This window comes from Pseudoduganella sp. jia 12 (assembly GCF_055502675.1).
On sequence record NZ_JBUXKP010000001.1, the window covers coordinates 632,487 to 658,566 of the forward strand.

Annotated in this window: 25 protein-coding genes; 7 read left to right on the forward strand and 18 right to left on the reverse strand. The window is 65.1% G+C overall.

Going from position 1 to position 26,080, the window contains the following annotated elements; genetic code table 11:
* Positions 1–25: 25 nt before the first annotated feature.
* Positions 26–895 carry a CDP-diacylglycerol--serine O-phosphatidyltransferase gene (pssA, locus tag ACY65G_RS02600; RefSeq protein ID WP_130188295.1) on the reverse strand — a complete coding sequence of 290 codons (870 nt, stop codon included), beginning with the start codon at positions 893–895 and terminating at the stop codon, positions 26–28.
* A 119-nt stretch (positions 896–1,014) separates the two neighbouring features.
* Positions 1,015–1,773 carry an SIMPL domain-containing protein gene (locus ACY65G_RS02605; RefSeq protein WP_464995795.1) on the reverse strand — a complete coding sequence of 253 codons (759 nt, stop codon included), beginning with the start codon at positions 1,771–1,773 and terminating at the stop codon, positions 1,015–1,017.
* Positions 1,774–1,948: 175 nt separating this feature from the next.
* Here ACY65G_RS02605 and ACY65G_RS02610 point away from each other — a divergent pair, with 175 nt between their 5' ends.
* Positions 1,949–3,598, forward strand: coding sequence for an alkaline phosphatase family protein (locus ACY65G_RS02610; protein WP_464995796.1), 1,650 nt, complete (start codon positions 1,949–1,951; stop codon positions 3,596–3,598).
* A gap of 27 nt (positions 3,599–3,625) precedes the next feature.
* On the opposite strand, the gene ACY65G_RS02615 is transcribed toward ACY65G_RS02610, so the two are convergent.
* From ACY65G_RS02615 to ACY65G_RS02630, 4 genes are all read right to left on the reverse strand, one after another.
* Positions 3,626–5,821, reverse strand: coding sequence for an ATP-binding protein (locus tag ACY65G_RS02615; protein WP_464995797.1), 2,196 nt, complete (start codon positions 5,819–5,821; stop codon positions 3,626–3,628).
* 412 nt (positions 5,822–6,233) lie between these two features.
* Positions 6,234–7,250, reverse strand: coding sequence for a ketol-acid reductoisomerase (ilvC, locus tag ACY65G_RS02620; protein ID WP_464995798.1), 1,017 nt, complete (start codon positions 7,248–7,250; stop codon positions 6,234–6,236).
* Positions 7,251–7,332: 82 nt separating this feature from the next.
* A complete protein-coding gene (gene ilvN / locus ACY65G_RS02625; RefSeq protein WP_131144674.1) occupies positions 7,333–7,824 on the reverse strand; it encodes an acetolactate synthase small subunit in 492 nt (163 codons plus the stop codon).
* 1 nt (position 7,825) lies between these two features.
* Positions 7,826–9,547, reverse strand: coding sequence for an acetolactate synthase 3 catalytic subunit (locus ACY65G_RS02630; RefSeq protein ID WP_464995799.1), 1,722 nt, complete (start codon positions 9,545–9,547; stop codon positions 7,826–7,828).
* Positions 9,548–10,040: 493 nt separating this feature from the next.
* Here ACY65G_RS02630 and ACY65G_RS02635 point away from each other — a divergent pair, with 493 nt between their 5' ends.
* From ACY65G_RS02635 to ACY65G_RS02655, 5 genes are read left to right on the forward strand one after another with little or no spacing between them, the layout of a single operon-like run.
* On the forward strand, positions 10,041–10,610 hold the full coding sequence (locus ACY65G_RS02635) for an RNA polymerase sigma factor (RefSeq protein ID WP_464995800.1): 570 nt from the start codon (positions 10,041–10,043) through the stop codon (positions 10,608–10,610).
* The gene (locus tag ACY65G_RS02640; RefSeq protein WP_464995801.1) at positions 10,607–11,014 is read left to right on the forward strand and encodes a DUF3619 family protein; all 408 of its coding nucleotides are present in this window, start codon (positions 10,607–10,609) and stop codon (positions 11,012–11,014) included. The genes ACY65G_RS02635 and ACY65G_RS02640 overlap by 4 nt, the downstream gene beginning before the upstream one ends.
* A 2-nt stretch (positions 11,015–11,016) precedes the next feature.
* The gene (locus ACY65G_RS02645) at positions 11,017–11,841 is read left to right on the forward strand and encodes a DUF3106 domain-containing protein (protein WP_464995802.1); all 825 of its coding nucleotides are present in this window, start codon (positions 11,017–11,019) and stop codon (positions 11,839–11,841) included.
* Positions 11,842–11,854: 13 nt separating this feature from the next.
* Entirely contained in the window at positions 11,855–12,355 is a 501-nt protein-coding gene (locus ACY65G_RS02650; protein WP_464995803.1) for an RDD family protein, read from the forward strand.
* A gap of 37 nt (positions 12,356–12,392) precedes the next feature.
* Complete coding sequence (locus ACY65G_RS02655; protein WP_464995804.1) at positions 12,393–12,704, forward strand: hypothetical protein; 312 nt, start codon at positions 12,393–12,395, stop codon at positions 12,702–12,704.
* Between the two features lie 274 nt (positions 12,705–12,978).
* Here ACY65G_RS02655 and ACY65G_RS02660 read toward each other — a convergent pair whose 3' ends face one another.
* The 12 genes from ACY65G_RS02660 to ACY65G_RS02715 all read right to left on the reverse strand — a co-directional run bounded on the left by ACY65G_RS02660 (position 12,979) and on the right by ACY65G_RS02715 (position 21,921).
* Positions 12,979–13,659, reverse strand: coding sequence for an RNA pseudouridine synthase (locus ACY65G_RS02660; protein ID WP_464995805.1), 681 nt, complete (start codon positions 13,657–13,659; stop codon positions 12,979–12,981).
* Positions 13,652–14,563 (reverse strand): class I SAM-dependent methyltransferase, encoded by a 912-nt coding sequence (locus ACY65G_RS02665; RefSeq protein ID WP_464995806.1) that lies wholly within the window; start codon positions 14,561–14,563, stop codon positions 13,652–13,654. Before ACY65G_RS02665 ends, ACY65G_RS02660 begins: the two co-directional genes overlap by 8 nt.
* A complete protein-coding gene (gene iscX / locus ACY65G_RS02670; protein ID WP_137313976.1) occupies positions 14,550–14,744 on the reverse strand; it encodes a Fe-S cluster assembly protein IscX in 195 nt (64 codons plus the stop codon). Before iscX ends, ACY65G_RS02665 begins: the two co-directional genes overlap by 14 nt.
* 1 nt (position 14,745) lies before the next feature.
* Entirely contained in the window at positions 14,746–15,087 is a 342-nt protein-coding gene (fdx, locus tag ACY65G_RS02675) for an ISC system 2Fe-2S type ferredoxin (RefSeq protein ID WP_130188279.1), read from the reverse strand.
* Positions 15,088–15,141: 54 nt separating this feature from the next.
* Entirely contained in the window at positions 15,142–17,022 is a 1,881-nt protein-coding gene (gene hscA / locus ACY65G_RS02680) for a Fe-S protein assembly chaperone HscA (protein ID WP_464995807.1), read from the reverse strand.
* 81 nt (positions 17,023–17,103) lie between these two features.
* Positions 17,104–17,619, reverse strand: coding sequence for a Fe-S protein assembly co-chaperone HscB (gene hscB / locus ACY65G_RS02685; RefSeq protein WP_464995808.1), 516 nt, complete (start codon positions 17,617–17,619; stop codon positions 17,104–17,106).
* Positions 17,620–17,656: 37 nt separating this feature from the next.
* Entirely contained in the window at positions 17,657–17,980 is a 324-nt protein-coding gene (iscA, locus tag ACY65G_RS02690) for an iron-sulfur cluster assembly protein IscA (RefSeq protein ID WP_130188276.1), read from the reverse strand.
* 55 nt (positions 17,981–18,035) lie between these two features.
* Complete coding sequence (gene iscU / locus ACY65G_RS02695; RefSeq protein ID WP_464995809.1) at positions 18,036–18,419, reverse strand: Fe-S cluster assembly scaffold IscU; 384 nt, start codon at positions 18,417–18,419, stop codon at positions 18,036–18,038.
* An 84-nt stretch (positions 18,420–18,503) separates the two neighbouring features.
* The gene (locus ACY65G_RS02700) at positions 18,504–19,769 is read right to left on the reverse strand and encodes an IscS subfamily cysteine desulfurase (RefSeq protein ID WP_464995810.1); all 1,266 of its coding nucleotides are present in this window, start codon (positions 19,767–19,769) and stop codon (positions 18,504–18,506) included.
* Between the two features lie 53 nt (positions 19,770–19,822).
* Positions 19,823–20,305 carry a Fe-S cluster assembly transcriptional regulator IscR gene (gene iscR / locus ACY65G_RS02705; protein WP_464995811.1) on the reverse strand — a complete coding sequence of 161 codons (483 nt, stop codon included), beginning with the start codon at positions 20,303–20,305 and terminating at the stop codon, positions 19,823–19,825.
* A 335-nt stretch (positions 20,306–20,640) separates the two neighbouring features.
* Positions 20,641–21,411 (reverse strand): uracil-DNA glycosylase family protein, encoded by a 771-nt coding sequence (locus ACY65G_RS02710; RefSeq protein WP_464995812.1) that lies wholly within the window; start codon positions 21,409–21,411, stop codon positions 20,641–20,643.
* Between the two features lie 108 nt (positions 21,412–21,519).
* Positions 21,520–21,921 (reverse strand): hypothetical protein, encoded by a 402-nt coding sequence (locus tag ACY65G_RS02715; RefSeq protein WP_464995813.1) that lies wholly within the window; start codon positions 21,919–21,921, stop codon positions 21,520–21,522.
* Positions 21,922–22,088: 167 nt separating this feature from the next.
* Here ACY65G_RS02715 and ACY65G_RS02720 point away from each other — a divergent pair, with 167 nt between their 5' ends.
* Positions 22,089–25,931 carry an ATP-binding protein gene (locus ACY65G_RS02720; RefSeq protein ID WP_464995814.1) on the forward strand — a complete coding sequence of 1,281 codons (3,843 nt, stop codon included), beginning with the start codon at positions 22,089–22,091 and terminating at the stop codon, positions 25,929–25,931.
* Positions 25,932–26,080 lie beyond the last annotated feature (149 nt).

Below are 26,080 nucleotides of genomic sequence, written 5' to 3' on the forward strand. Positions count from 1 at the left end.
TTGATTGGCCGCCTGCCGGTACCAGTCAGCGGCGGTCGCTTTCGTCGATTTCCTCGTCGACCTGCACGATCGACACGGGCTTGCCTTTCGCCAGCCGCACGGCGAACACCACATAGCCGGACAGGCCGTACAGCACGAACAGCAGGAACATCACCTTGGGCGGATCCAGCGACACCAGCGTGAACGCCAGCGCGATCAGGAACACGGTGATGAAGGGCACCGACTTCTTGAAGTTGATGTCCTTGAAGCTGTAGTACGGCACATTGGTCACCATCGTCAGGCCGGCGAACAGCGCCAGCGCCCACGATGCCCACGGGTAGTACACGCCATGCTCGCCCATGTCCACCATGACCAGCACGAAGCCGGCGATCAGTGCCGCCGCGGATGGGCTGGGCATGCCCTGGAAGTAGCGCTTGTCGACGACGGTGATGTTGGTGTTGAAGCGGGCCAGCCGCAGCGCGGCGCCGGCACAGTAGACGAAGGCGGCGATCCAGCCCAGCTTGCCCAGGCCGCGCAGCGACCACTCATAGATGACGAGCGCCGGCGCGGCGCCGAACGACACCATGTCGGACAGGCTGTCGTATTGCGCGCCGAATTCGCTCTGCGTATTGGTGAGGCGGGCCACGCGGCCATCGAGGCCGTCGAGCAGCATCGCCACGAAGATGGCCCAGGCGGCGTGCTCGAAGCGCTGGTTCATCGCCATCACGATCGCATAGAACCCGCAGAACAATGCGCCGGTCGTGAACGCGTTGGGCAGCAGGTAGATGCCGCGGCGCGGCTGGAGTTCGCCCCGCTCGTTGGTCTTGCGGGCGAACCTGCTGAACGCGCTGCGACGCGGCGCCTTGCCGTTGGGAGCGGCACCGGCCTTGGGCCGGCGACGGGGAAATTTAGCCATGGAATGCCTGAGTGCTGCGTTATTGTTCTGTTCCTGCCGGGCATGCTGACCCGGCAGGGCGCACCCTATTATAGAGGAGCATGCAGGCGCACTGTCGCCCAAGTGACCCACTGGAAGTGTCAGCGGAAGCGCACCTTGCCCACGAGGCGCATCTGCAGCGTGGTTTCGCCGGGTTCGAACGACGGTTCGGCCACTTCCGCCGTGTCCATCGAGCGCTTGCTCATCGCCATCATTACCGGGGCGCCGGCGCTTTCGCGGTCGGCATAGTTGCCGGAACCTTCGAAGTCCACCGTGTCGAGCACGGCATCGGCCACCGGCCGGCCCATCGCGCCCGCCACGGAGGCGATGCGCTCGTTCAGGTTTTTATAGGTGGCGGCGATGCGCTGGTCGTCCAGCTTCTTCGTCGCGGCCGGGGTGAGGCCGAAGTTGATCGCGTTCAGCGTGAGCACCTTCTGCGCCGCGGCCACGGTCTTCGGCAAGCCGCCCAGGTCGGTCGTCTTCACTTCCACATACTGCCCCACGCGCCAGGCGGTGGGCACGCGCGGCTTGTTCGCCGCCATCGGCTGCACCGGGCGGTCTTCCGGATACACCGGGTAGGTGTAGTAGTTCATCGTCTTCAGGCTGGCCTGCGGATCCTGGCGCTTGAGGATCTCGAGGCCCTGCTTCATCTTCTGGTTGACGCGCGAGGCGGCGGCGGCCTTGTCCTTGTCCTGTTCCTCGATGGCCAGCACGGCGATGGCCTGGTCGTTCGGCGCCGTCACTTCGCCATGGGCGGGGATGATGACGGTAGTGCCGGTGGTGGGCACCTGCGCCTGGGCGCCCGCGTGCGCAGCACTGAATACGAGCGCGGCGGCTGCAACGGTTTTCATCAGGGTCATGAGCCTCTCCTTGTACGGATCCTGTCGGGTGGATCCTGGTTGAAATGGTGAGCGCACTTTAACCGATCCGCAACGCCCGCCAGGCACCAGTTGGTGAACGTTTGTAACAGCCGCGTCATCACGCGGACGCGCGGATCTGTCATCATGGAAGACCGACCGTCTTACTCATCATAAAATGAAAACAGCGCCCCTCCTGCCACCGCCGCTGGCACCACTCCTTGCACCACTGCTGCTGTCGTTGTCCGCGCATGCCGCGGCCGCGCCGGCCAAACCCGCCCCTGCCCCGAAACTCGTCGTGGTGATGGCCGTCGACGGCCTGCCCCAGGAGCAGCTGGTGCGCTACCGCGACCAGTTCGGCCAGGGCGGCTTCCGGCGGCTGCTCGACGGCGGCGCCTGGTTCAGCGACGCGCACCAGGCGCACGGCACCACCGTGACCGCGGTCGGCCATGCCGCCATCCTCACCGGCGCCTACCCGAACCAGCATGGCATCGTGGCCAACAACTGGGTCGACCGCGCCACCGGCAAGCAGGTCTACTGCACCGAGGACCGCGCGCACCAGTACATCGGCGAGGAAACCGATCCGAACGACGGCACCTCTCCGGCCAGGCTGCGCGTGGATACGCTGGGCGACCAGCTGCGCTACGCAACGGGCAACCGGGCCAGGGTCGTCGCCGTGTCCGGCAAGGACCGCGGTGCGATCCTGCTGGCCGGCAAGGGCGGCACCGCCTACATGTACATGGAAGGCACCGGCAATTTCGCCAGCAGCACGTGGTACATGCAGCAGCACCCGCAATGGGTGCAGCGCTACCTGGCGGGCAAGCCGCAGGACCGCTACTACGCCCAGGAGTGGCGCCCGCTGCTGGCCGACAGCGCCTACGCGAACGATGCGGAAGGCCCGCTGTTCTCGTTCTCCTACCAGGGCAAGAGCGGCAAGCCCGATGCCGACTACTACAAGCGCCTGAAGGAAGGCCCGGCCGTGGATGAGCTGACGCTGGACTTCGCCCGCGCCGCCATCGACGGCGAAGCGCTGGGCGCCAACCCGGCCGGCGTGCCGGACCTGCTGGGCGTGAGCCTTTCCGGCCATGACTACGTGAACCACCGCCATGGCCCGGAAAGCAAGATGTCGCACGACCACCTGCAGCGGCTGGACCGCATGCTGGCCGGCTTCTTCACCTACCTGGACAAGCGCGTGGGCGCGGATGGCTGGATGATCGTGCTGACCGCCGACCATGGCTTCGCGAACAGCGCCGAGTTCTCGCAACGGCAGCGCATCGATGCCGGCCGCATCGACGGCAAGAAGCTGCTGGCCGGCCTGGAGCAGCACCTGGCCGCAACCTTCAACGGCCTGAAGCCGATCGTCAACGCCGTGCCACCCAACATCTACCTCGACACGGCCGCGATCGACAAGGCGGGCATCCGGCGCGCCGACGTGGAAGCGGCCGCCAGCAAATGGCTGCAGGCGCAGGCCGGCGTCGCCGACGTCTACACCCGCACGCGCTTCGAGGAAAGCGGCGCCACCGGCACCCGGCAGGACCTGCTGATGCGCCGCGGCTGGCACCGCCACGAATCGGGCGACCTCGTCGTCGTGCCGCGCGCCTACTGGGCATTCGGCTCGGGTACCAGCGGCGCCACGCACGGCACGCCGTACCGCTACGACACGAGCGTGCCGCTCATCATGATGGGCAAGCGGTGGATCGCGCCGGGCAACTACACGCAATATACCGAGGTGGTGGACATCGCGCCGACGCTGGCCGCCCTGCTCCAGGTGCGGGCGCCGGCCGGCGCCGAGGGGCGCGTGCTGACGGAAATCCTGCGCCGGCCATGATGCCGGTAGCCGGCGGTTCCCGGCGCCTCACCTCAGCGCCTGGAACAGCTCCGCGATATCGTATGGCTTGGCCAGCAGCCGCACGCCGGGCAAGCTGACGCGGCTGTCCGTATAGCCGCTAGCCAGCACGATCCGCACTGCCGGGTAGCGTGTCAGCACGATGCGCGCCAGTTCGACGCCGCCGATCGCGCCGGGCATCACGATGTCGGAGCACAGCTGGCGCACCGGCGCGCCCGATTCCAGCACGGCCAGCGCCTCCTCGCCACTGGACGCGGCCCGCACGTCGAAGCCGGCCGTGGCCAGTGCCGCCATCATCGTTTCGCGCACGAGCGGGTCGTCCTCGACGAACAGCACCAGCCCCTCGGCGCCCTTCAGTTCGGGCGGCACGGCCGGCGCGCCAGCCTCCTGCACCGCCGCCGTGACGGTCGCGCGCGGCAGCCGGATCGTCACCGTGGTGCCGGCGCCCGGCACGCTGTCCAGCACCAGCGTGCCGTTCGACTGGGTCGCGAAACCATACGCTTGCGGCAAGCCCAGGCCGGTGCCCTTGTCGACCCCTTTCGTCGTGTAGAACGGTTCCAGCGCGCGCGCCAGGGTTTCCTGGCTCATGCCGGTGCCGGTGTCCGTGACCGACAGGCGCAGGTAATCGCCCGGCGCCAGCCCGTGCGCCGCACCGGCCAGCACCTGGTTGCACAGCGCCACGCCGATCCTGCCGCCGGCCGGCATCGCATCGCGCGCATTGATGACGAGGTTCAGCAAGGCCAGTTCCATCTGCAGCGGATCGATCGTCACGGGCCACAGCCCGCCGGGCAGCTCGAGCGCCAGCTCCACATTGTCCGGCAGTGCGTTCTTCAGCATCGGCAACACGTTCTGCACGGCCGATGCCGGGTCGACGGTGGCCAGCCGCGCATCCTGCACCGTGCCGAACGCGCGCATCTGGCCGGTCAGGGTGGTGGCTCGCGCGATGGCGCGCTGGCACGTTTCGGCCAATGCCTGCACGCGCGCCCGGTCCTGCGTGAGCGGGATCAGCTGCAGCGCGCCGGACAGGGTTTGCAGCACGTTGTTGAAATCGTGGGCGATGCCCGCGGTCAGGCGCCCTAGTGCCTCCAGCTTCTGGCCTTGCAGCAGCGCGCGCTGGGCGCGCTCGGCGGCGGCCACCGCCTCGGCCACCTTGCGTTCCAGTTCCGCTTCGTTGTCGCGGATCCGCGTGCTTGCGTCGGCCAGCGCGGCGCTGACCGCGTCCGCTTCGGCCATGCCCGATGCCACCGCCACCACGGGTGCGCCCCGGCCCAGTGCTTCGGCGCTGCGGCGCAGCCGTTCGATCGGCACGGCCGTGCGCCGCGCATACCAGTGGGCACCGGCGATCGACAGGGCAAGCATCAGCAGGGTCATCGCGGCAAACCCGGTGGCCGCGTAGATTGCCGGCCGGCGCATCTCGTCCAGCGGCACGCTGAGGATCACGGTCCAGCCGGACAGCGGTGCGCGACTGAAGAAAGCCATCGTGTCGATGCCCGACAGCGTGACGCCCTGGTGCACGCCGGACCGTTCGCCGGCCTGGATGCGCGCGCGCAGCGCGGAGCGCACGCTCATGCCGGTATATTTGTGCGCATCGCGGCTGCGCGCGATCACGCGGCCCTGCCGGTCGGTCAGCGACGCGGTCCATGCCGGCGGCAAACCCTGCTGGACGAGCAGCGGCACCAGCCGGTCCGCCGCCAGCCCTATTGCCAGGTAATAGCGCAGCTCGCCGTCGATCCGCACCGGGATCTGCACCGCGATATCGGGCCGTTTGCCGACCGGCGCGATGAACAGGTCGGAGACGACGGTTGCATCGAGGCCGGCGGCGCGGCGCAGTGCCATCAGGTTCGACTTGCCCCGTGCCGGCGTGCTGCCGAAGGGCTGCCGGCTGTTGAGCAGCTGGCGCCCTTCCAGGTCGGTCACAACGATCGCCGAGTATTCCGGCGGCGCCACCCGGCGGGCCTGCTCGTAAAAGGCGCGGAAATCCCCCTGCTGCAGGGCCGGCGCCGCGGCCAGCGTGCGCAGGACGCCCTCCATCGTCAGCAGTTCGCTGTCCGCCAGCAGCGACAATGCCCGCACCGCCTCCTTCATGCCGGCCACTTCCGCCTTGCGCTGTTCCTGGTACACGTACCATACCGCCACCGATGCCGCCACGATGGCGGGAAACAGGATCGACAGGATCAGCAACAGCAGGCGGGTTCGGATGCGCATGGGACTTTCGGAAAGATGGTGACGAAACGGCAAGATCGATTCTATCCGAGCAAGGCATGCAGCGATATGCCCGTTCCGGGGCGCGCCGGCGCCGGTTCGCCGCAAAGGCCAGTCGCTGCCCTCCTGCGCCAATGCCAGGATATCGATGTCCTGCTCGCGGCGCTGGAGCGGCAGCAGGCCAGCTGAAGCATCGTCCAAAGCGGACGGTCCGGCGTGCCGGCCAGGCGCGGATCCATCAAATGTTTCCTGGAACCGGGGTCAGACCCCAAATTCTGGAAATCTTTCCTGGGATCGGGGTCTGACCCCGGTTTGTGGAAATCTTTCCTGGGATTGGGGTCTGACCCCGGTTTGTGGAAATGTCTAGACGAAAAAAACGGCCCGCGAGGGCCGTTTTTCGTAACGCGGATAGCGATCAGTTCTTCGACTTGTCGACCATCTTGTTGGCGGCGATCCACGGCATCATCGCGCGCAGCTTCGAGCCGACTTCTTCGATCTGGTGCTCGGCCGTCAGGCGGCGGCGCGAGATCAGGGTCGGGGCGCCGGCCTTGTTTTCCAGGATGAACGACTTGGCGTATTCGCCGGTCTGGATGTCCTTCAGCACGGCGCGCATGGCGTCCTTGGTTTCCGAAGTCACGATGCGCGGGCCGGTCACGTACTCGCCGTATTCGGCGTTGTTCGAGATCGAGTAGTTCATGTTGGCGATGCCGCCTTCGTAGATCAGGTCGACGATCAGCTTCAGTTCGTGCAGGCACTCGAAGTACGCCATTTCAGGCGCGTAGCCCGCTTCCGTCAGCGTCTCGAAACCAGCCTTGATCAGTTCGACGGCACCGCCGCACAGCACGGCCTGTTCGCCGAACAGGTCGGTCTCGGTCTCTTCGCGGAAGTTCGTTTCGATGATGCCGGCCTTGCCGCCGCCGTTCGCCGAAGCGTACGACAGGGCGATGTCACGGGCGGCGCCGGACTTGTCCTGGTACACGGCGATCAGGTGCGGCACGCCGCCACCCTGCTTGTACGTGTTGCGCACGGTGTGGCCCGGGGCCTTCGGTGCGACCATGATCACGTCCAGGTCTTCGCGCGGGACGACCTGGCCGTAGTGCACGTTGAAGCCGTGGGCAAAGGCCAGCACGGCGCCCTGCTTGATGTTCGGGGCGACGTTTTCGTTGTAGACCTGGGCGATGTTCTCGTCCGGCAGCAGGATCATGACGACGTCGGCCGCCTTCACTGCGTCATTGACTTCGGCAACCTTGATGCCGGCCGATTCGACCTTCTGCCACGACGCGCCACCCTTGCGCAGGCCGACGGTGACGTTCACGCCGGATTCGGTCAGGTTCTGTGCGTGCGCGTGACCCTGCGAGCCGTAGCCGATGATGGCAACGTTCTTGCCTTTGATCAGGGAGAGGTCAGCGTCTTTGTCGTAGAAAACTTTCATGGTCATTCCTAAGTATTTTGTGTGAATCGTATAAATCGTATTACTGGTCCGGCTTCGCCGGTGATCAGGGCGGAAACGGTTCTCAGAGCTTCAGGATGCGCTCGCCGCGGCCGATGCCGGAGCCGCCCGTGCGGACGGTTTCCAGGATCGAGGTGCGGTCGATCGCGTCGATGAACGCATCGAGCTTGCTCTTGGCGCCGGTCAGCTCGATCGTGTAGGTCTTCTCGGTCACGTCGATGATGCGGCCGCGGAAGATGTCGGCGGTGCGCTTCATTTCCTCGCGCTCCTTGCCCACCGCCCGCACCTTGATCAGCATGAGCTCGCGCTCGATGTGCTGGCCTTCGGTCAGGTCCACCACTTTCACCACTTCGATGAGGCGGTTCAGGTGCTTGGTGATCTGTTCGATGATGTCGTCCGAGCCGCTGGTGACGATCGTCATCCGCGACAGCGTGGAGTCCTCGGTGGGCGCCACGGTCAGCGTTTCGATGTTGTAGCCGCGCGCGGAGAACAGGCCGACGACGCGGGACAGTGCACCTGCCTCGTTTTCAAGCAGTACAGAGATAATGTGTCGCATATCAGAGGTCCTCCGAACCGAGCAGCATTTCGGACAGGCCCTTGCCGGTCTGGACCATCGGCCACACGTTTTCGCTCTGGTCGGTGATGAAATTCATGAACACCAGGCGGTCCTTCATGCCGAATGCTTCGCGCAGCGCGCCGTCGACGTCGCCCGGCTTTTCGATGCGCATGCCGACGTGGCCATAGGCCTCGGCCAGCTTCTCGAAATCAGGCAGCGAATCCATGTACGACTCGGAATAGCGCGAACCGTAGTCGAGCTCCTGCCACTGGCGCACCATGCCCAGGAAGCGGTTGTTCAGCATGATGATCTTCGGCGTCAGGTGATACTGCTTGCAGGTAGCCAGTTCCTGGATGTTCATCTGGATCGAGCCCTCGCCGGTGATGCAGGCCACCGTGGCATCCGGGTTCGCCATCTGCACGCCCATCGCATACGGCAGGCCGACGCCCATCGTGCCCAGGCCACCGGAGTTGATCCAGCGGCGCGGCTTGTCGAACTTGTAGTACTGCGCGGCCCACATCTGGTGCTGGCCCACGTCCGACGTGATGAACGCGTCGCCGCGCGTGATCTCGTAGACCTTTTCCACCACGGACTGCGGCTTGATGACGAGATCCGACGTTGGATACTTCAGGCAGTTGCGGTTGCGCCATTCGGTGATCTGGTTCCACCATTTGGACAGCTGGGCCGGATTCGGCCGGTGGTCGGCCGCGTCGAGCTGCGCGAGGAACTCAACGAGCACGTCCTTGACGTTGCCGACGATGGGAATGTCCACCTTCACGCGCTTGGAGATCGACGACGGGTCGATGTCCACGTGGATGATCTTGCGCGGGTTCGATGCGAAGTGCTTCGGGTTGCCGATCACGCGGTCGTCGAAGCGGGCGCCGATAGCGATCAGCACGTCGCAGTTCTGCATCGCCATGTTCGCTTCGTAGGTGCCGTGCATGCCGGGCATGCCCACCCACTGGTCGCTCGACGAGCGCGAGCCGCCCAGGCCCATCAGCGTGTTCGTGATGGGGAAGCCGAGGCGCTCGGCCAGCTTGTTCAATTCGGGGGCCGCATTGGCCAGGATCACGCCGCCGCCGGCATAGATCATCGGACGCTCGGCCGCCAGCAGCAGCTGCACCGCCTTGCGGATCTGGCCCGAGTGGCCCTTGTCGACCGGACGGTACGAACGCATCTCGATCTCCTTCGGATAGGAGAACACGTGCTTGTGCATCGAGATGTCCTTCGGGATGTCGACCAGGACGGGGCCGGGACGGCCGGTACTGGCGATGTAGAAGGCTTTCTTGATCGTTTCCGCCAGGTCCTTGACGTCCTTGACGAGGAAGTTGTGCTTGACGACGGGGCGCGTGATGCCGACCGTGTCGCACTCCTGGAACGCATCCTGGCCGATCGCATGGCTCGGCACCTGGCCGGAAATGACGACCATCGGCACGGAATCCATGTACGCCGTCGACAGGCCGGTCACCGCATTGGTGACGCCGGGGCCCGACGTGACGATGGCAACGCCGACCTTCTGCGAGCTGCGCGAATACGCGTCCGCTGCATGGATGGCGGCCTGTTCATGGCGAACCAGGATATGCTGGAATTTGTCCTGCTTGAAGATGGCGTCGTAGATATAGAGGACTGCTCCTCCCGGATAGCCGAAGACGTGTTCGACGCCCTCTTCGGCCAGACAGCGCACGAGTATCTCGGCGCCAGTGATGGCTGCTTCGTTGTTCATGAAACATTCCTTTCAAGGTCCATAGGAGATTGAACGGATGCTCTTGCCTGTCGAAGTTAGCCTATCGCCACAGCTCCCTCACGCATACTTTTCATTCGCGGTGACGCCGGCTGTTCCCCCAACCGTAGTGGGGTGCGAGACGGACGCTGTAACGCGATTCTTTCTGCCTGAGTTTCTGCAGCTGTTCGGCCGACCTCTCGCACTTTTGGCGCGGGCTGGAGCAAACTGCTGACATATGAAAGCGGATCGGGCACGAGAGCGTTGTGTGCAACTGCGCGCGACCTGGGAGCTTCGTGGTGTGCAAAGCGTTCCATACGTTACTGCGTTGCACCATCGCTGGTCAAGAAATATTATGATTTTTTCGGCTTTATGCTCCTGTTCGGTGCATGATTAATGGATAAGCGTGGCAAAAAGCGCCAAAAAAATGCGGGAATACGTGAATTTTGCTAGGATGCACGCTTAGAAGACCTCAACGGCACGTATTCCCCTCCTGATGGCAACAGATAAAGAACTTTCAGACTTTCTGGAAAACGTCGAACGACGTGCCTTCAAGCAGGCGGTCTATGCGGTACGCAAGGATGAGGCAGCACTGGACATCGTCCAGGACGCGATGATCAAACTGGCGGAAAAATATGGCGACAAGCCGGCCGCCGAGCTCCCCCTGCTGTTCCAGCGCATTCTGCAAACCACGATCCTCGATTACTTTCGCCGCGAAAAGGTGCGAAACACATGGGTCAGCCTGTTTTCCGGACTCGGAAATTCCCAAGAGGAACATGAGGATTTTGATATACTCGAATCCTACGAGGCCGAACAAGGTACCCAGGCAGCCGAGTCCAGCGCCGACCAGGTCGAGCGCATGCAGACCTTGCAACTCATTGAAGCGGAAGTACAAAAACTCCCAACGCGTCAACGGGAAGCATTCCTTATGCGTTACTGGCAGGATATGGATGTAGCAGAGACGGCCGCAGCGATGGGATGTTCCGAAGGGAGCGTGAAAACACATTGCTCAAGAGCAACTCACACTCTCGCCGAAGCACTCAAAGCCAAGGGAATCAAACTATGAATACCGAAGAAATCAATTTCGCTTACCGCGTGCGCCATGCGCTCAACGAGAAGCTGGACGATTTACCGGCTTCGACGACCGACCGCCTTGCCGCTGCCCGCCAGGCGGCCATGGCCCGCAAGAAACCGCACGTCGAAGTCCGTGTGACCCGTACGGCCACGGTGGCATCCACCGCCGGCGGTAACGGCTTCTTCTCCGCACCGATCGGCTGGATCAGCCGTTTCTCCGTCGTACTGCCGTTGTTGATGGTGGTGGGCGGCATGGTCGGTGTATACCAGTACGAGCAGCAGCAGTCGATCGCCGAACTGGCGGAACTGGATGCGGCCCTGCTGTCGGACGAACTGCCGCTGTCGGCCTATCTGGATAACGGCTTCAACGCCTATCTCGAAACGCGCGGGCGTTGAGGATGGCGCAGAAGTACGGGCGTGCATGGGTATGGGGTGGTGCTGCCGCGCTGATCGTCGCGATCGCCGCCGGTGTCGTCGCGTTGCGCCATCATCGTCCGGACGCAGCGCCGTCACCGGCCGCTTCCGCGTCGGCACTTCTCTCGCCTTCCATGGCTGAATTGCGCTGGCAGGATCTCACGCCTGCCCAGAAAGAGGCGCTCGGCCCGCTGAAGGCCGGCTGGGACGACCTGGGTCCCGTGCGCAAGCAAAAATGGCTCGACATCGCCGGCCGCTATGCGTCGATGAAACCCACCGAGAAAAAGCGCATGCTCGACCGGATGCGGGCCTGGACGGAAATGTCGCCCGAGGAACGCAAGGCCGTGCGGGAAAACTATGCGCGCGCCCAGCGTGCCGTCGGCGGCAAGAAGGCGGCCCAGTGGGAAGAGTACCAGCAGCTGTCCGACGAGGAAAAACGCAAGCTGGCCAAGGCCGGCACCGCGAAGAAACAGCAACTGGCGAAGCCGCCTACCCCCGCGCAAAGCCTGGCGAAAACACCGCAAGCAGCGAAGCCGCATGGCCCGGCCGTCCCGCCGCCCGCGCTGGCCGCGACGCCGCCGGTGACGCCACCACCGGCACCGGCGCCCGCGCCACAGCCGGTTCAGGAACTCGTGTATCCGCTGGAGGGCGCCGCCACGCCGGCCGTGATGATGCAGCAGAATCCGCCCGCTTCCCCGCCCACTCCCGCACCGGCGATCCCGGCGGTTCCGGCAACGCCGGCAGCCCCGCTCGCCGCGCCGGCACCCGCCCCGACCGCGTCGTCGACCTCTCCCAATGCAGCCAAATAACGCGGCAGTATCCATGCCTTCGATCAGGCGCCGCCTGGTGTCGATGGTGTATGAACTTCTGCTCGCGTTTGCCGCCCTGTTCCTGCCATTCCTCGTATTCGAATTCGTCATGGACGCCAGCCATGCCGCCGCGGTCGAGCATGGCCGCCAGGCGCTGGCGTTCCTCGTGCTGGGCGCGTATTTCATCCATCAGTGGCGCCGCAACGGCCAGACGCTGGCGATGCAGACGTGGCGCCTGCGCGTTACGCTGCCGGACGGCGCGCCGGTGACGCTGCGGCACGCCGCGCTGCGTTACCTGCTGGCCTGGATGTGGGTGCTGCCGGCGCTCATCGCCAGCTGGGCGCTGGGGCTGGAGCACTGGCATGCGCTGGGTGCCATCGCCATCGGCATCGGCGCGTGGTCGCTCACGGCCTTCCTCGACCGCGACCGGCAATTCCTGCATGACCGCATCGCCGGCACGTGCCTCGTGCAATTGCCGAAGCCCGCAAGGAAAGCTTCCGCCAAGGCAGCCTGACCTTGCGTGCGGCCGTTGCCGCCCTCACCTGTGCCGGATGAAACCGGACGACGACTTCCCTGCCGAACCACTGTGTCCATTGTGCGGCCGCCCGCTGGGCACGGCCAACATCGACCGGCACCATCTCGTGCCGAAGACATTCAAGGGCCGCGCGCAGTTCCCCATCCACAAGATCTGCCACCGCAAGATCCACTCGGTCTTTACCGAGAAGGAATTGTTCCGCACGTATCACACGTGGGACAGGCTGCGCGAAAACGAGGATATCCGCACGTTCATCGACTGGGTCGCCCGCAAGCCGCCGGAGTTCTATACGACCACGGCGACGGCGAACAGCAAGAAGCGGAAGTAACAGGGAATAACAGTGAATAACTGGAAATACCAGGCAGCAAAACTGGGGGCGAAACAGGGGGTAACGCAGGGGTTTCGTGGAGCATGCTCCACGCCTGCGGAACGATGCGGCCCTGCATGGCCGCAGCTTCGAGGAGCATGCTCCTCGCCTGTGTAGCAGAGATGGCCTGCAAGGCATCTCTCCCTCCAGACCCTGGTTTTGAGGAAATTTCCTCTAAACAGGGGTCCGTCCCCAGTTTTGCCTCTAAACCAGGGTCTGTCCCCAGTTTTACGGGTCAGAATCGTTCGTAGCCCAGCAGGTAGCGCCACTGGCCGGCGGGCAGGCTGCCCATCGGCACGCGGCCGATGCGCAGGCGCTTGATGGCGGTTGGCGTAAGGCCGACGGCGCCGCACATGCGGTCGATCTGGCTCGGCTTCGGGCCCTTCACGGCGAAGCGCAGCCGGCGTTCGTTTTGCCAGCTCACTTTCGTGGCGCCCTGGTTCAGCTGGGCCAGGCCGTTTTCGGCAATGGTGCCATCGACGTCGACGATCAGTTCCTGCTCGACCGACCCTGGTTCGTCCACCAGTTTGCGGATGATGCGATAGTCCTGCGTAAACACGAACAGGCCGCTGGCCGATGCGTCGAGCGGCAGCGCCGGCGTCAGGTTGTGCAGGTGGCGCTTCAGGAAGCGCTCGCCCGCGTGGCCGCTGCGGTGCAGCGTCTCTTCCGACAGGCAGCGCAGCGCGTCGGCGCCGGCCGGCTTGTTCAGCAGGATCGTCACCGGCACGATCTCCAGCAGCGTGGCATCGGGCGCCAGCGCCACTGTCTGCGCCGGCGCCACGCGGGCGCCCGGCTCTTCGACGACGACGCCATCGACGAGCACGAAGCCGCCCTCGATGTACAGCTCCGCTTCGCGCCGCGAACAGCCCTTCTCGTCCATTACCCGCTTGGACAGGCGGATCGTATCGTCACTCATGGCCAGCCTCCGCTCCCGTATAGAAACGGTGCTCCATTTCCTGCAGCCCGACGGTGTCGAGCACTTCCTTCAGCCGGTCGGCCGGACGCCTGCGCGGCAGGTTCTTGTACGTCGCGATGATCAGCTCGTTCTTCATCGAATGTTCCCAGCCCACCAGCTCCGTCACGTTGACCTGGTAGCCGTGGGCTTCCAGCTGCAGGCAGCGCAGCACGTTGGTGATCTGGCTGCCGAATTCGCGGGTGTGGATCGGGTGGCGCCAGATTTCCGTGAGCGCGCTCTTGCCGAGCGACTGGCCCTTGTTCTTCTTCAGCACCGATGCCACTTCGGCCTGGCAGCACGGCACCAGCACGATGTGCCTGGCGCGCTTTTTCAGCGCGAAGTCGATCGCGTCGTCCGTCGCCGTATTGCAGGCGTGCAGCGCGGTGACGATGTCGATCGTCGGCGGCAGCTCGGACGAGGTCGTCGATTCGGCCACCGACAGCGGCAGGAAACACATGCCCGGAAAGTCGAACTTCGCGGCCAGTTCGCGCGAGCGCTGCACCAGCTCGTCGCGCGTCTCGATGCCGTAGATTCGGGATTGGCGATGCGCCTCTTCCTGCAGGCCCTTGAAGAACAGGTCGTAAAGGATGAAGCCGAGGTAGGACTTGCCGGCGCCATGGTCGACCAGCGACACGGCGCCCTTTTCCTTCACCACGTCGTTCAGCAGCGGCTCGATGAACTGGTACAGGTGGTACACCTGCTTGAGCTTGCGCCGGCTGTCCTGGTTCAGCTTGCCGTCGCGCGTGAGGATGTGCAGTTCCTGCAGCAGCGCCACCGACTGGCCCGGCTTGATTTCCGGGATGTCGGTCACCGTGACAGGCAACGGCACAGCAGCGGCACCCTTCGCGGCCTTACTGTGCTTCATCGATCCACGCCTGCTGGATCGCTTCGAGGATTTTTTCGCCGCCGCGCTTGTGGTCGTCGTCGAAGCCTTCCAGCGTCACCACCCAGTGGTGCAGGTCCGTGAAGCGGATCTGCGTCGGGTCCAGGTGCGGATACTTGTCATACAGCGCTTCCGCAATCGCCGTGATGTCGGTCCACTTCATGTCAGTGAGAGCCTTCGCTGGCGTGATTGATGGTGTATTTCGGGATTTCGATGACGAGGTCCTCATCGGCCACGATCGACTGGCACGACAGGCGCGACTGCGCTTCCAGGCCCCACGCCTTGTCCAGCAGGTCTTCTTCCGTTTCGGTGGCTTCGTTCAGCGAATCGAACCCTTCGCGCACGATCACGTGGCAGGTGGTGCAGGCGCACGATTTTTCGCACGCGTGCTCGATGTGGATGTCGTTGTCCAGCAGGACGTCGCAGACGGATTTGCCCGCTTCCGTCTCGATGACGGCGCCTTCGGGGCACAGCTTGGCGTGGGGCAGGATGACGATTTGTGGCACTTGCTACCTCTATGATATTTGTTTGGTTATGCGACCCGCGCTTTTACACGACTTCTAGGCAACTTGATCCAGCGACTTGCCCGCCAGCGCGCTGCGCACGCTGCGGTCCATCCGGCGCGAAGCGAATTCCTCGGTGCCGTGCGCCAGTTCCTCGACGGCGGTTTTCACGGCCAGGTGGTCGGTCGTGCCGGCCACCGAGGCGGCCAGCACGTCGCGGGTCTTCTGCATCAGCACGTCGACGGCGGCGCGTTCCTCGCTCGACAGCAGGCCCGCATCTTCATCGAGCGCCGACTGCGTGGCCAGCAGGATGCGCTCGGCCTCGACCTGCTCTTCGCGCATCGCGCGCGCCTTCATGTCGGTTTCGGCGGAAGTGTACGACTCCTGCAGCATGCGGGCGACGTCGTCGTCGCCCAGGCCGTACGACGGTTTCACGGTGATCGATGCCTCGACGTTGGAGCGCAGCTCGCGCGCCGAGACGGACAGCAGACCATCCGCATCGACCTGATAGGTGATGCGGATGCGGGCCGCACCGGCCGCCATCGGCGGAATACCGCGCAGTTCGAAGCGGGCCAGCGACCGGCAGTCGGACACCAGTTCGCGCTCGCCCTGCAGCACGTGCACGGCCAGCGCCGTCTGGCCATCCTTGAACGTGGTGAATTCCTGGGCGCGGGCGCACGGGATCGTCGAGTTGCGCGGGATGATTTTCTCCACCAGGCCGCCCATCGTCTCGATGCCCAGCGACAGCGGGATCACGTCCAGCAGCAGCCAGTCGTCGCCCGCGGCACGGTTACCGGCCAGCAGGTTCGCCTGGATGGCGGCGCCCAGCGCCACCACCTTGTCCGGGTCGATGTTCGCGTGCGGGATCGTGTGGAAGAACTCGCCCACGGCGCGCTGCACGTGCGGCATGCGCGTGGCGCCGCCCACCATGACCACGCCGTCGACATCGTCGGCATCCACGTTCGCGTCGCGCAGCGCCTTCTTCACGGCGTTCATCGTCTTGGCCACGAGGTGTTTCGTGATCTCGTTGAACGTCTCGGCGGTGATGACCTGGTGGACGTTCTCGCCGGACGACAGGCTGGCGTCGATCAGCACTTCGTTCTTGGTCGACAGCAATTCCTTGGCTTCGCGCGCCTTCACCATCAGCACGGCGGTGTCCTTCTCGTTCAGCGGCGCCAGCCTTTCCTGCGCATGGATCCAGCAGAACAGGCGGTGGTCGAAATCGTCGCCGCCCAGCGCGGAGTCGCCGCCCGTGGCCAGCACTTCGAACACGCCTTTCGACAGCTTCAGGATCGAGATGTCGAACGTGCCGCCGCCCAGGTCGTACACGGCGAACAGGCCTTCGGAGCCGTTGTCCAGGCCATAGGCGATCGCGGCGGCGGTCGGTTCCGACAGCAGGCGCAGCACGTTCAGGCCGGCCAGCTGGGCCGCATCCTTCGTGGCCTGGCGCTGCGCGTCGTCGAAATACGCCGGCACCGTGATCACGGCGCCCACCAGGTCGTCGCCCAGTGCATCTTCCGCGCGCTGGCGCAGCGTGGCCAGGATCTGGGCCGACGTTTCGACCGGGCTCTTCACGCCGGCCACGGTCTTCAGCTGCACCATGCCGGGGCCATCGACGAAGTCATACGGCAGGTTTTCCGCGTACGCGATGTCCTTCAGGCCACGGCCCATGAAGCGCTTGACGGAAACCACCGTGTTCTTCGGGTCGGTGGTCTGCGCCGCCAGTGCCTTGTAGCCGATGTTGGCGTTGCCATTCGGCAGGTAGCGCACGACGGACGGCAGCAGCGGCCGGCCGTCCTCGTCGTTCAGCACCTCGGGAATGGACGAGCGCACGGTGGCGACCAGCGAGTTCGTCGTGCCCAGGTCGATGCCGACCGCCAGGCGATGCTGGTGCGGCGCCGTGGACATGCCTGGTTCGGAAATTTGCAGAAGAGCCATGTAAAACCTGTTGTTGTTGTGCGCCTGCCGGATGCGGCATGCCGCCAGGGCAGGCCACCGCGACGCGTGGTGGATGTGCGGCTATGCGTCGAGCGCGTCGAAGGCAAAGCGCACTTCTTCGCCGAATTTTTCCAGGAACATCAATGCGCGCACGCCCTGCGCGGCAGCCTGGTAATCGCCCGCGTCCAGCTGCGCCTCGATATCCTTCAACTGGCCCTTGCGGGCGGTGCGCAACTGGCCGTCCAGCTTGTCGAGCAGCGCCGCATCGCGCGCCGCGCGCGCCTCGGCCAGTTCCTCGCGCCATTCCATCTGCTGCATCAGGAACGCCATCGGCATCGCCGTGTTCGATTCCGTCTGCAGGTCGACGCCGTGCAGCTCGCACAGGTACTGCGCACGCCGCTGCGGATTCTTCAGCGTTTGATAGGCCTCGTTGGCACGGGTGGCCCATTGCATCGCGACACGCTTTTCAGCGTCCGTGGCGTTGACGAACTTGTCGGGATGCACGCGGCCCTGGACTTCGCGGTAGGCGGCATCCAGCGCGTCGGCATCGATGGCGAACTGCCGCGGCAGGTGGAAGAGTTCGAAGTGGTTCTGCACGATGAATGAATCTGGGATGCGAATCGGATGCGGCGGATCAGACGCGGAAGCTTTCGCCGCAACCGCAGGCGTCTTTTTCGTTCGGATTGTTGAACTTGAAGCCCTCGTTGAGGCCTTCGCGCGCAAAGTCGAGTTCCGTGCCGTCGATGTACGGCATGCTTTTCGGATCGACGAACACCTTCACGCCATGCGATTCGAACACCGAGTCCTCCGGTGCCGCTTCGTCGACGTATTCCAGCTTGTAGGCCAGCCCCGAGCAACCCGTCGTGCGCACGCCGAAGCGCAGGCCAACGCCCTTGCCGCGCCGTTCGATGTAGCGGGAGATATGCTTTGCTGCCTTTTCGGTCAGGGTGACTGCCATGCGAATTCCTCCTTCATCGGGGCCCGCCACGCGAGCCCCGTTGTTGCATTCAAACTCAGGCCGAGTGCTTGGCCTTGTAATCGCTGACGGCTGCCTTGATGGCGTCTTCCGCCAGGATCGAGCAGTGGATCTTCACCGGCGGCAGCGCCAGTTCTTCGGCGATCTGCGTGTTCTTGATGGCCAGCGCTTCGTCCAGCGTCTTGCCTTTGACCCATTCGGTCACCAGCGAGCTCGAAGCGATCGCCGAACCGCAGCCGTAGGTCTTGAATTTCGCGTCTTCGATCAGGCCATCCGCGCCCACCTTGATCTGCAGCTTCATCACGTCGCCGCAGGCCGGCGCGCCGACCATGCCGGTACCGACGGTGTCGTCGCCCTTTTCAAACGCGCCCACGTTGCGCGGGTTTTCGTAGTGATCGAGTACTTGTTCCGAGTAAGCCATGATATTGCTCCTTGTTTGTAGACTTGGTGTCTGACACCGGTTTTCCCGATTGGTGTCAGACACCAACTGAATAAGTTGAATTGCTTAGTGAGCGGCCCACTGGATCGAATTAATGTCGATCCCTTCCTTGAACATGTCCCACAGCGGCGACAGTTCGCGCAGCTTGCCCACCTTCGACTTCATCAGTTCGATGGCGAAGTCGATGTCCTGTTCGGTCGTGAAGCGGCCGATCGTGAAGCGGATCGAGCTGTGCGCCAGTTCGTCGCTGCGGCCCAGGGCGCGCAGCACGTACGATGGCTCCAGGCTGGCCGACGTGCAGGCCGAACCGGACGATACGGCCAGGTCCTTCACGGCCATGATCAGCGACTCACCTTCCACGTAGTTGAACGACACGTTCAGGTTGTGCGGCACGCGGTGGTCCATGTCGCCGTTGACGTAGACTTCTTCGATCGTTTGCAGGCCGGTCGCGAGGCGGTCGCGCAGCGCCTTGATGCGGGCGATCTCGTCGTCCATTTCCACCTTGGCGAGGCGGAAGGCTTCGCCCATGCCCACGATCTGGTGCACCGGCAGCGTGCCCGAACGCAGGCCGCGCTCGTGGCCGCCACCGTGCATCTGCGCTTCGAGGCGCACGCGCGGCTTGCGGCACACGTACAGCGCGCCGATGCCCTTCGGACCATAGGTTTTATGGGCCGTGAACGTCATCAGGTCCACTTTCAGCGCCTGCACGTCGATGGCCAGCTTGCCGGTCGCCTGGGCAGCGTCGCAATGGAAGATGATGCCCTTGCCGCGGCAGAAGGCGGCGATCTCGCCGACCGGCTGGATCACGCCGATCTCGTTATTGACCAGCATGACGGAGACCAGGATCGTATCCGGGCGCACGGCCGCGGCCAGCTGCTCGACGGTGATCAGGCCGTTATCCTGCGGGTCCAGGTACGTGGCTTCGAAGCCCTGGCGTTCCAGTTCGCGCACGGTATCCAGCACGGCCTTGTGCTCGGTCTTCACCGTGATGATGTGCTTGCCCTTGGTCTTGTAGAACTGCGCCGCGCCCTTGATCGCCAGGTTGTTGCTTTCGGTCGCGCCGGACGTCCAGATGATTTCGCGCGGATCGGCATTGATCAGCGCCGCCACGTGGCCGCGCGCCTCTTCCACGGCCGCTTCCGCCGTCCAGCCGTACATGTGGCTGCGCGAGGCCGGGTTGCCGAACTGCTCGCGCAGGTACGGAATCATCTTGTCCGCCACCCGGGGGTCGATCGGCGTGGTGGCCGAATAGTCCATGTAGATCGGGAAATGCGGCGCGGTCTTGAAATCGACCGGGGCAACCTTGGGGACGTTCTTTTCAGGGGCGTTCATCTTTTCACTCCAGTGCTTTGCGGCGTGTATGGGTTTGTTCTGTATAGCGACGGTTACTTGGCCAGGGCGGCGTGCTCGTTGCGGTGCATGACCACCACGCTCTGCTCGGCGTTCTTCTGTTTTTGCTGGTCGACCAGGTCCTGCAGCGAGACCGAGTCGAGGTAATCGACCATTTTTTCGTTCAGCGTGGTCCACAGTTCGTGGGTCATGCAGCGGGCGCCGTTGGCGTGGTCCGCGCCATGGCAGTTTTCCTTGCCGCCGCACTGGGTCGCATCGAGGGGCTCGTCGACGGCGATGATGATGTCGGCAACCGTCACCTTGTCGGCGCGGCGGGCCAGGCTGTAGCCGCCGCCGGGACCGCGGATGGACTCCACGATCTCGTGCCGGCGCAGCTTGCCGAACAGCTGTTCCAGATAGGACAGCGAAATGGCCTGCCGCTGGCTGATGCCAGAGAGCGTGACGGGACCCTTGCCCTGGCGCATCGCCAGGTCGATCATTGCCGTCACGGCAAAGCGGCCTTTGGTAGTCAGACGCATACGACCTCGATTAAATGCCGCCGGATCATTCGCTCCGACGCGCTCCTTGCTGGGTTTCCGAAACTGGTACTGCAAACTGGTACTGAAACTGAAACTGAAACTGAAACTGAAACCGGTATTGAACGCAGGTAAAATCTCGTGCTTCGGTTCATCGCCAAGCCGGCATCGCCAGCCTTGGTATTGATTTCTTTCAATCCGAAGCTTTTAAAACCTGATTACCTGAACGATTTAGTCAAGTATAACAGCTTCCTGGAATCCTTGCCGGGCCTTGGCTTTCGTTCCGGTTGCAGCGCAATACGCCATTTCGCCCGGTTCACGCGGGTTTCCCGCCAAAATCAGCTGCGATGCAACAAGCGCATCGGCCCGAACAGCGCGTGCATATCCTTGTTGGCGATGAACGACAGGTTGTACGGGTGTTCGGCCACCGCTTGCGGCATTGCCCGCACCGCCGGCAATTTGTTCAACTGCTCGGCAATCTTGCCCCATAGCACCAGCCTGGGTTGCGCCTTGCGCGCCGCCAGCACGTCGACCACCGTGGCGAAAAACGGCAGCCATGCCCTGGCATCCTTTACGGGCGCCACGTGTGGCCGGAATACCAGCGACGCGTTCAGCAGCAGGAAGCCGTGCTCCATGAGCCGCCCCTGCAGTTCGGCCAGCGTGCCGATCGCCGCCCCGCCCTTGGCACGGCTTGCACAGGCGGCCAGCGCCGCACCGGCAGTCTCGGCTTCGTCCAGCTGCCCGTCCGCCACCAGCAGCATTTTCATGAAGTTGCGCAGAGACGTGGCCCGGTTGACGCGCTTGGACAGGCCGCCATCGGCGGCGTCGGACCACAGGCTGCCGACGGCGCCGTCCATGAAGCCGATGCCGGTCGCGCTTTCCTCGCGGGGATACGGGCCTTCGCCCACCAGCACATGACGCACCCGGTCCAGCGGCAGCGCGAAGGCGGCGAACAGGCGCGATCCGGTCGGCAGGTACGTGTCGTCGGCCAGCGCCGGCAGGTAGGCGGGATCGGCAGCCGCGATGGCTTCGAGGCCCGCCACCAGCGTGGGGTGCCAGGAGGGATCGGCCTTGTCGAGGGCGGCGAGAAAGTGCAGGGGAATCGTCATGCGCTGGCGAGGAGCAAAGCGCGGGATTCTACCGCAGTGCCAGCAGAAAAGTTGCTCGAAAAATGGGCGGTCCGGCGCTCCGGTACGTCCCTATTTTCCGAGCAACTTTCAGGGCTGCCCGAACAGGTCGTGCGCGTCCAGGATGGCGAAGGCGATTTCCGGGTGGGTTTCGAGGCAGCGCCTGATCGCGGCGGGGACGATCTGGCGTGTCTTGCGGCACAGGCCGGGCCGGGGTGCCAGCTCGATGGCGAAGCCGCGCACCGTGCGCACCTCGTTGGGGCCGGGCGCGATCGTCAGCGTCACGCCCAGGTGCTCCTGCAGGCGCTGGCCTACCCGCATCAGCTCGGCATAACTGCCGATCGCCTCGATGCGCTCGACCAGCCGCTTTTCCTCTTCTCTTGTCAGGCGCAGCACGCGCACGTCCGCCCGCAGGTCGTTTTCCAGCAGCTCGCGCCGGCAGTCGCAGGCGCCGGGCGGACACTCCTTGCGGATCGGGAATGGAAACGTCATGGCTCGAAAGTGATGACGGGTAGTATCCTGCGCACGCCACGTGGTGTCAAACCCTGCACGCCGTTGCAACAATGGCAACCGTGCGCGGCTTGCGCGGCCGATACGGTAACGTACAGTAGACAAATATCAACATTGCAGAATTTATTTGCGTTATGACGGAGAGCGCCTTGAGGGATCACGAGCAGCCGGCGCGGCCCGTCGTACCCGCCCACCTGAGTTTCCTGAACGCCCCTGGCGACATGCCGGGGCTGATTGCCGCGCACGACTGGTCGGCTACGCCGCTCGGGCCCCTGGAAGCCTGGCCGCAGAGCCTGCGCACCACCGTGAGCCTGATGCTGAACTCGAGCCACCCGATCTGGATCGGCTGGGGGCCGCACGCCACGTTCCTGTACAACGACGCCTATGTGGAAGTGCTCAGCCGCGCCAAGCACCCATGGGTGCTGGGCCTGCCCGCCGCGCAGGTCTGGGCGGAGATCTGGGACATCTGCGGCCCCCTTGCCGACAAGGTGTTCCGGCAGGCCGAGGCCACGTTCGTCGCCAACGTGCAGCTGTACATGAACCGCGGCAGCTACCTGGAAGAAACGTGGTATTCGTTTTCCTACAGCCCCATCGTCGATGAATCGGGCGGCGTGGGCGGCCTGTTCTGCCCGTCGACGGACGTTACCGCCAGCAACCTGAACACGCGCCGGCTGGCAACGCTGTCGGCGCTGGCCGCCGCCACCCTGGGCGAGGACAACGTGGCGCGCGCCTGCGCGACGGCAATGGCGACCATCGGCCGCAATCCGCTCGACGTGCCGTTCGCCCTGCTTTACCTGGAGGCGGCCAAGGGGGACAAGGGGAACGACATGGGCACCGCCCTGCTCGAGCAGGCGGCGCACTTGCGGCCGGGCGAAGGCGTGGCACCGGCGGCCATCGCTCTCGACGACCCCGCCGCGCCCTGGCCCATCGCCGAAGTCTGCGCCACCGGGGCCGCCGTGGTGGTGCCGGTCGGCCACCTCGACGGCCTTCCTGCCGGCGTGGCGGGACAAGCGGTCACGCAGGCGCTGGCGCTGCCGCTGGCCATTCCCGGGCGGGCACGGCCGGCCGGCGTGCTGGTCGTGGGTGTCAACCCGGCGCGGCCGCTCGATGCCGAATACCGCACGTTCTTCGGCCTGGTCTCCGGCCAGGTCGCGGCCGCGCTGCAGAACGCCACCGCGGCCGAGGAACAGCGCCGCCGCGCCGATGCGCTGGCCGAACTGGACCGCGCCAAGACGGCATTCTTTTCCAATGTGAGCCATGAATTCCGCACGCCGCTGACACTGATGCTGGGGCCGGTGGAAGATGCGCTGGCGGACGAGGCGGTGCCGCTGCCGCCGGCCCAGCGCCAGCGGCTGGAACTGGCGCACGACAACGCGCTGCGGCTGCAGAAGCTGGTCAACACGTTGCTCGATTTCTCGCGCGTGCAGGCAGGCCGCATGCAGGCCTCCTATGCCGAGGTGGACCTGGCGGCGCTGACTTGCGACCTGGCCAGCGGCTTCCGTTCGATCGTCGAGAGTGCCGGACTGGCGCTGGACGTGCAGTGCGAGCCCCTGCCGACGCCGGCCTGGGTGGACACGCCGATGTGGGAAAAGATCGTGCTGAACCTGCTCTCGAATGCGTTCAAGTTCACGTTCGAGGGCCGCATCGCGGTCGCGCTGCGGCAGCAGGACGGCCAGGCGGTGCTGACCGTGCAGGATACCGGTGTGGGCATTCCCGCCCAGCACCTGGCCAAGATCTTCGAGCGTTTCCAGCGCGTGGAAGGCGCGCGCTCGCGTTCGCACGAGGGGTCGGGCATCGGCCTGGCGCTCGTGCGCGACCTGGTCGACCTGCATCATGGCGAAATCGCCGTGTGCAGCGAACCGGGCGCCGGCACCTGCTTCACGGTGACGCTGCCGCTGGGCCGGGCGCACCTGCCGGAGGAACGCCTGGCGGGCCGCGCCGAAGGCACCGCCTCGTCCGCCACGCTGGAAGCGTACACGACCGAAGCACGGCGCTGGCTGCCGCGGCACGCCGACGACGAGGAGGACGACCGCACGCTGCTGGCGCACGGCGCCCATGTGCTGGTGGCGGACGACAATGCCGACATGCGCGGCTACCTGGAACGCCTGCTGCGCCAGCGCTGGCGCGTGACGGCTGTGGCCAACGGCCGCGCGGCACTCGACGCGGCGCGGCGCGAGCGGCCGGACCTGATCGTTTCCGATGTGATGATGCCGGAACTGGATGGTTTCGGCCTGATCGCCGCGGTGCACGCCGACGATGTACTGCACGACGTGCCGGTAATGCTGCTGTCGGCCCGGGCCGGCGAGGAGGCGCGCATCGACGGCCTGAACGCCGGCGCCGACGATTACCTGGTCAAGCCCTTCTCGGCGCGCGAACTGCTCACGCGGATCGAATCGCAACTGATCCGCTGCCGCATCCGCCAGGTCGAGCGCGCCCATGCCGAGCGGATGGCGGAAGTGTTCATGCAGGCCCCGGCCGCGATCGCCATCCTGCGCGGCCCGAGCCTGGTCTACGAACTGGTGAACGAGCGCTACGCCGAACTGATCGGCCAGCGCGACGTGCAGGGCACGCCGTTCCGGCAGGCGCTGGCGGAAATAATGGACCCCGCCCTGTTCGAGGAACTGGAGCACGTGCTGGCCAGCGGCGAGCCGGCGGTGGGCCAGGCGCGCCGCGTGTGGCTGCAGCGCCAGCCCGGCGGCGCGCCGGAAGAATGCTTTTTCGACTACGTGCACCAGCCGATCCGCAACGCAGCCGGCCACGTGGACCGCGTGGCCATCGTGGCGTTCGACGTGACGGCGCTGGTGCGGGCGCGCAGCGAAGCCGAGGTGGCGAATCGCGCCAAGGACGAGTTCCTGGCCATGCTGGGCCACGAGCTGCGCAATCCGCTGTCGCCGATCCTCGTGGCGCTCGAACTGATGCGGCTGCGGGGTATCGGCTCGCTCGACAAGGAACACGCGGTCATCGAACGGCAGGCACGCCACCTGGTGCGCCTGGTGGACGACCTGCTCGACGTGGCCCGCATCGCCCAGGGCAAGGTCGAATTGCGGCGCGAGCGCGTCGAATTGGCGGCGTTGGTGACGCAGGCGGTGGAGACGGTCAGCCCGCTGTTCGAGGAACGCCGCCACCGCCTGCGCCTCGATGTGCCGCCGGCCGGGCTGGCGGTGGATGCCGACGCGGTGCGCTTCGTGCAGGTGCTGTCGAACCTGTTGACGAACGCCGCCAAGTACACCGGCGACGGCGGCGACATCGGCCTGGAAGCGCGCCGCGCCGGCACCGACGTGGTCATCCGCGTGACCGATACGGGGATCGGCATTTCGCGCGAGATGCTACCCCAGCTGTTCGACAAATTCGTACAGGAGCGCCAGGCGCTGGACCGTTCGCGCGGCGGCCTGGGCCTGGGCCTGGCGATCGTCAAGAGCATCGTGACGCTGCATGGCGGCACCGTGACCGCCAGCAGCGGCGGCCCTGACCTCGGCAGCGCGTTCGAGGTGCGCGTACCGCTCGCGGCCAGCGTTGCGGAAACCGCCCTGCCCCCTGCATTGTCGACCGCACTGCCGTTACCGAACGCTGCGCAGGCGGGCGTCCAGCCTGCGGCGCATTCGTCCGCCCACCTGCCGCCAGGACGCAGCCGGATCATGCTGGTGGACGACAACCCGAGCGTGCTGGAGGGGTTGCGTGCGCTGCTCGAACTGCGCGGTCACGAGGTGCATGCGGCATCCGATCCCGCCATGGCGCTGCGGCTGGCCGACCACCTGACACCGGACCTGGCGATCCTGGACATCGGCCTGCCGGGCATGGATGGCTACGAACTGGCGGCCGAATTGCGCCGCCGGCCCCACTTGCGCCAGACCCGGCTGATCGCCTTGATGGCTTATGGCCAGCAGGCCGACGAACACCGCTCGGCCGCGGCCGGATTCAGCGCGCACCTGGGCAAACCGGTCAATGCGAGGGAGTTGCAAGCGCTCGTCGAGCACGAAGCGGTACCGCCGTGAGTGCACCATCCCGTTGTTGCAACGCGGCCACGCATTATTTCCATAAGGAAACGATATTTCCGCACGACCGTGTTACACTTTCTTCGCACCAATTCCTGGCGCCCTTCATCTAGATTGCGCCGTTTTCCGGGCTGTCCGATATCCGTTCG

Excerpts from the sequence above, each read along its gene's own strand:
- ACY65G_RS02710 (WP_464995812.1), bottom strand. The coding sequence starts at position 21,411 with ATGACGATTCCCCTGCACTTTCTCGCCGCCCTCGACAAGGCCGATCCC.
- ACY65G_RS02650 (WP_464995803.1), top strand. The coding sequence starts at position 11,855 with ATGCCTTCGATCAGGCGCCGCCTGGTGTCGATGGTGTATGAACTTCTG.
- ACY65G_RS02640 (WP_464995801.1), top strand. The coding sequence starts at position 10,607 with ATGAATACCGAAGAAATCAATTTCGCTTACCGCGTGCGCCATGCGCTC.
- iscA (WP_130188276.1), bottom strand. The coding sequence starts at position 17,980 with ATGGCAGTCACCCTGACCGAAAAGGCAGCAAAGCATATCTCCCGCTAC.
- ACY65G_RS02655 (WP_464995804.1), top strand. The coding sequence starts at position 12,393 with ATGAAACCGGACGACGACTTCCCTGCCGAACCACTGTGTCCATTGTGC.
- ACY65G_RS02645 (WP_464995802.1), top strand. The coding sequence starts at position 11,017 with ATGGCGCAGAAGTACGGGCGTGCATGGGTATGGGGTGGTGCTGCCGCG.
- iscX (WP_137313976.1), bottom strand. The coding sequence starts at position 14,744 with ATGAAGTGGACCGACATCACGGCGATTGCGGAAGCGCTGTATGACAAG.
- pssA (WP_130188295.1), bottom strand. The coding sequence starts at position 895 with ATGGCTAAATTTCCCCGTCGCCGGCCCAAGGCCGGTGCCGCTCCCAAC.
- ACY65G_RS02660 (WP_464995805.1), bottom strand. The coding sequence starts at position 13,659 with ATGAGTGACGATACGATCCGCCTGTCCAAGCGGGTAATGGACGAGAAG.
- iscR (WP_464995811.1), bottom strand. The coding sequence starts at position 20,305 with ATGCGTCTGACTACCAAAGGCCGCTTTGCCGTGACGGCAATGATCGAC.
- hscA (WP_464995807.1), bottom strand. The coding sequence starts at position 17,022 with ATGGCTCTTCTGCAAATTTCCGAACCAGGCATGTCCACGGCGCCGCAC.
- ilvN (WP_131144674.1), bottom strand. The coding sequence starts at position 7,824 with ATGCGACACATTATCTCTGTACTGCTTGAAAACGAGGCAGGTGCACTG.
- ACY65G_RS02665 (WP_464995806.1), bottom strand. The coding sequence starts at position 14,563 with ATGAAGCACAGTAAGGCCGCGAAGGGTGCCGCTGCTGTGCCGTTGCCT.
- ACY65G_RS02635 (WP_464995800.1), top strand. The coding sequence starts at position 10,041 with ATGGCAACAGATAAAGAACTTTCAGACTTTCTGGAAAACGTCGAACGA.
- ACY65G_RS02700 (WP_464995810.1), bottom strand. The coding sequence starts at position 19,769 with ATGAACGCCCCTGAAAAGAACGTCCCCAAGGTTGCCCCGGTCGATTTC.
- ACY65G_RS02610 (WP_464995796.1), top strand. The coding sequence starts at position 1,949 with ATGAAAACAGCGCCCCTCCTGCCACCGCCGCTGGCACCACTCCTTGCA.
- iscU (WP_464995809.1), bottom strand. The coding sequence starts at position 18,419 with ATGGCTTACTCGGAACAAGTACTCGATCACTACGAAAACCCGCGCAAC.
- ACY65G_RS02605 (WP_464995795.1), bottom strand. The coding sequence starts at position 1,773 with ATGACCCTGATGAAAACCGTTGCAGCCGCCGCGCTCGTATTCAGTGCT.
- ACY65G_RS02615 (WP_464995797.1), bottom strand. The coding sequence starts at position 5,821 with ATGCGCATCCGAACCCGCCTGCTGTTGCTGATCCTGTCGATCCTGTTT.
- ACY65G_RS02630 (WP_464995799.1), bottom strand. The coding sequence starts at position 9,547 with ATGAACAACGAAGCAGCCATCACTGGCGCCGAGATACTCGTGCGCTGT.
- ACY65G_RS02715 (WP_464995813.1), bottom strand. The coding sequence starts at position 21,921 with ATGACGTTTCCATTCCCGATCCGCAAGGAGTGTCCGCCCGGCGCCTGC.
- ilvC (WP_464995798.1), bottom strand. The coding sequence starts at position 7,250 with ATGAAAGTTTTCTACGACAAAGACGCTGACCTCTCCCTGATCAAAGGC.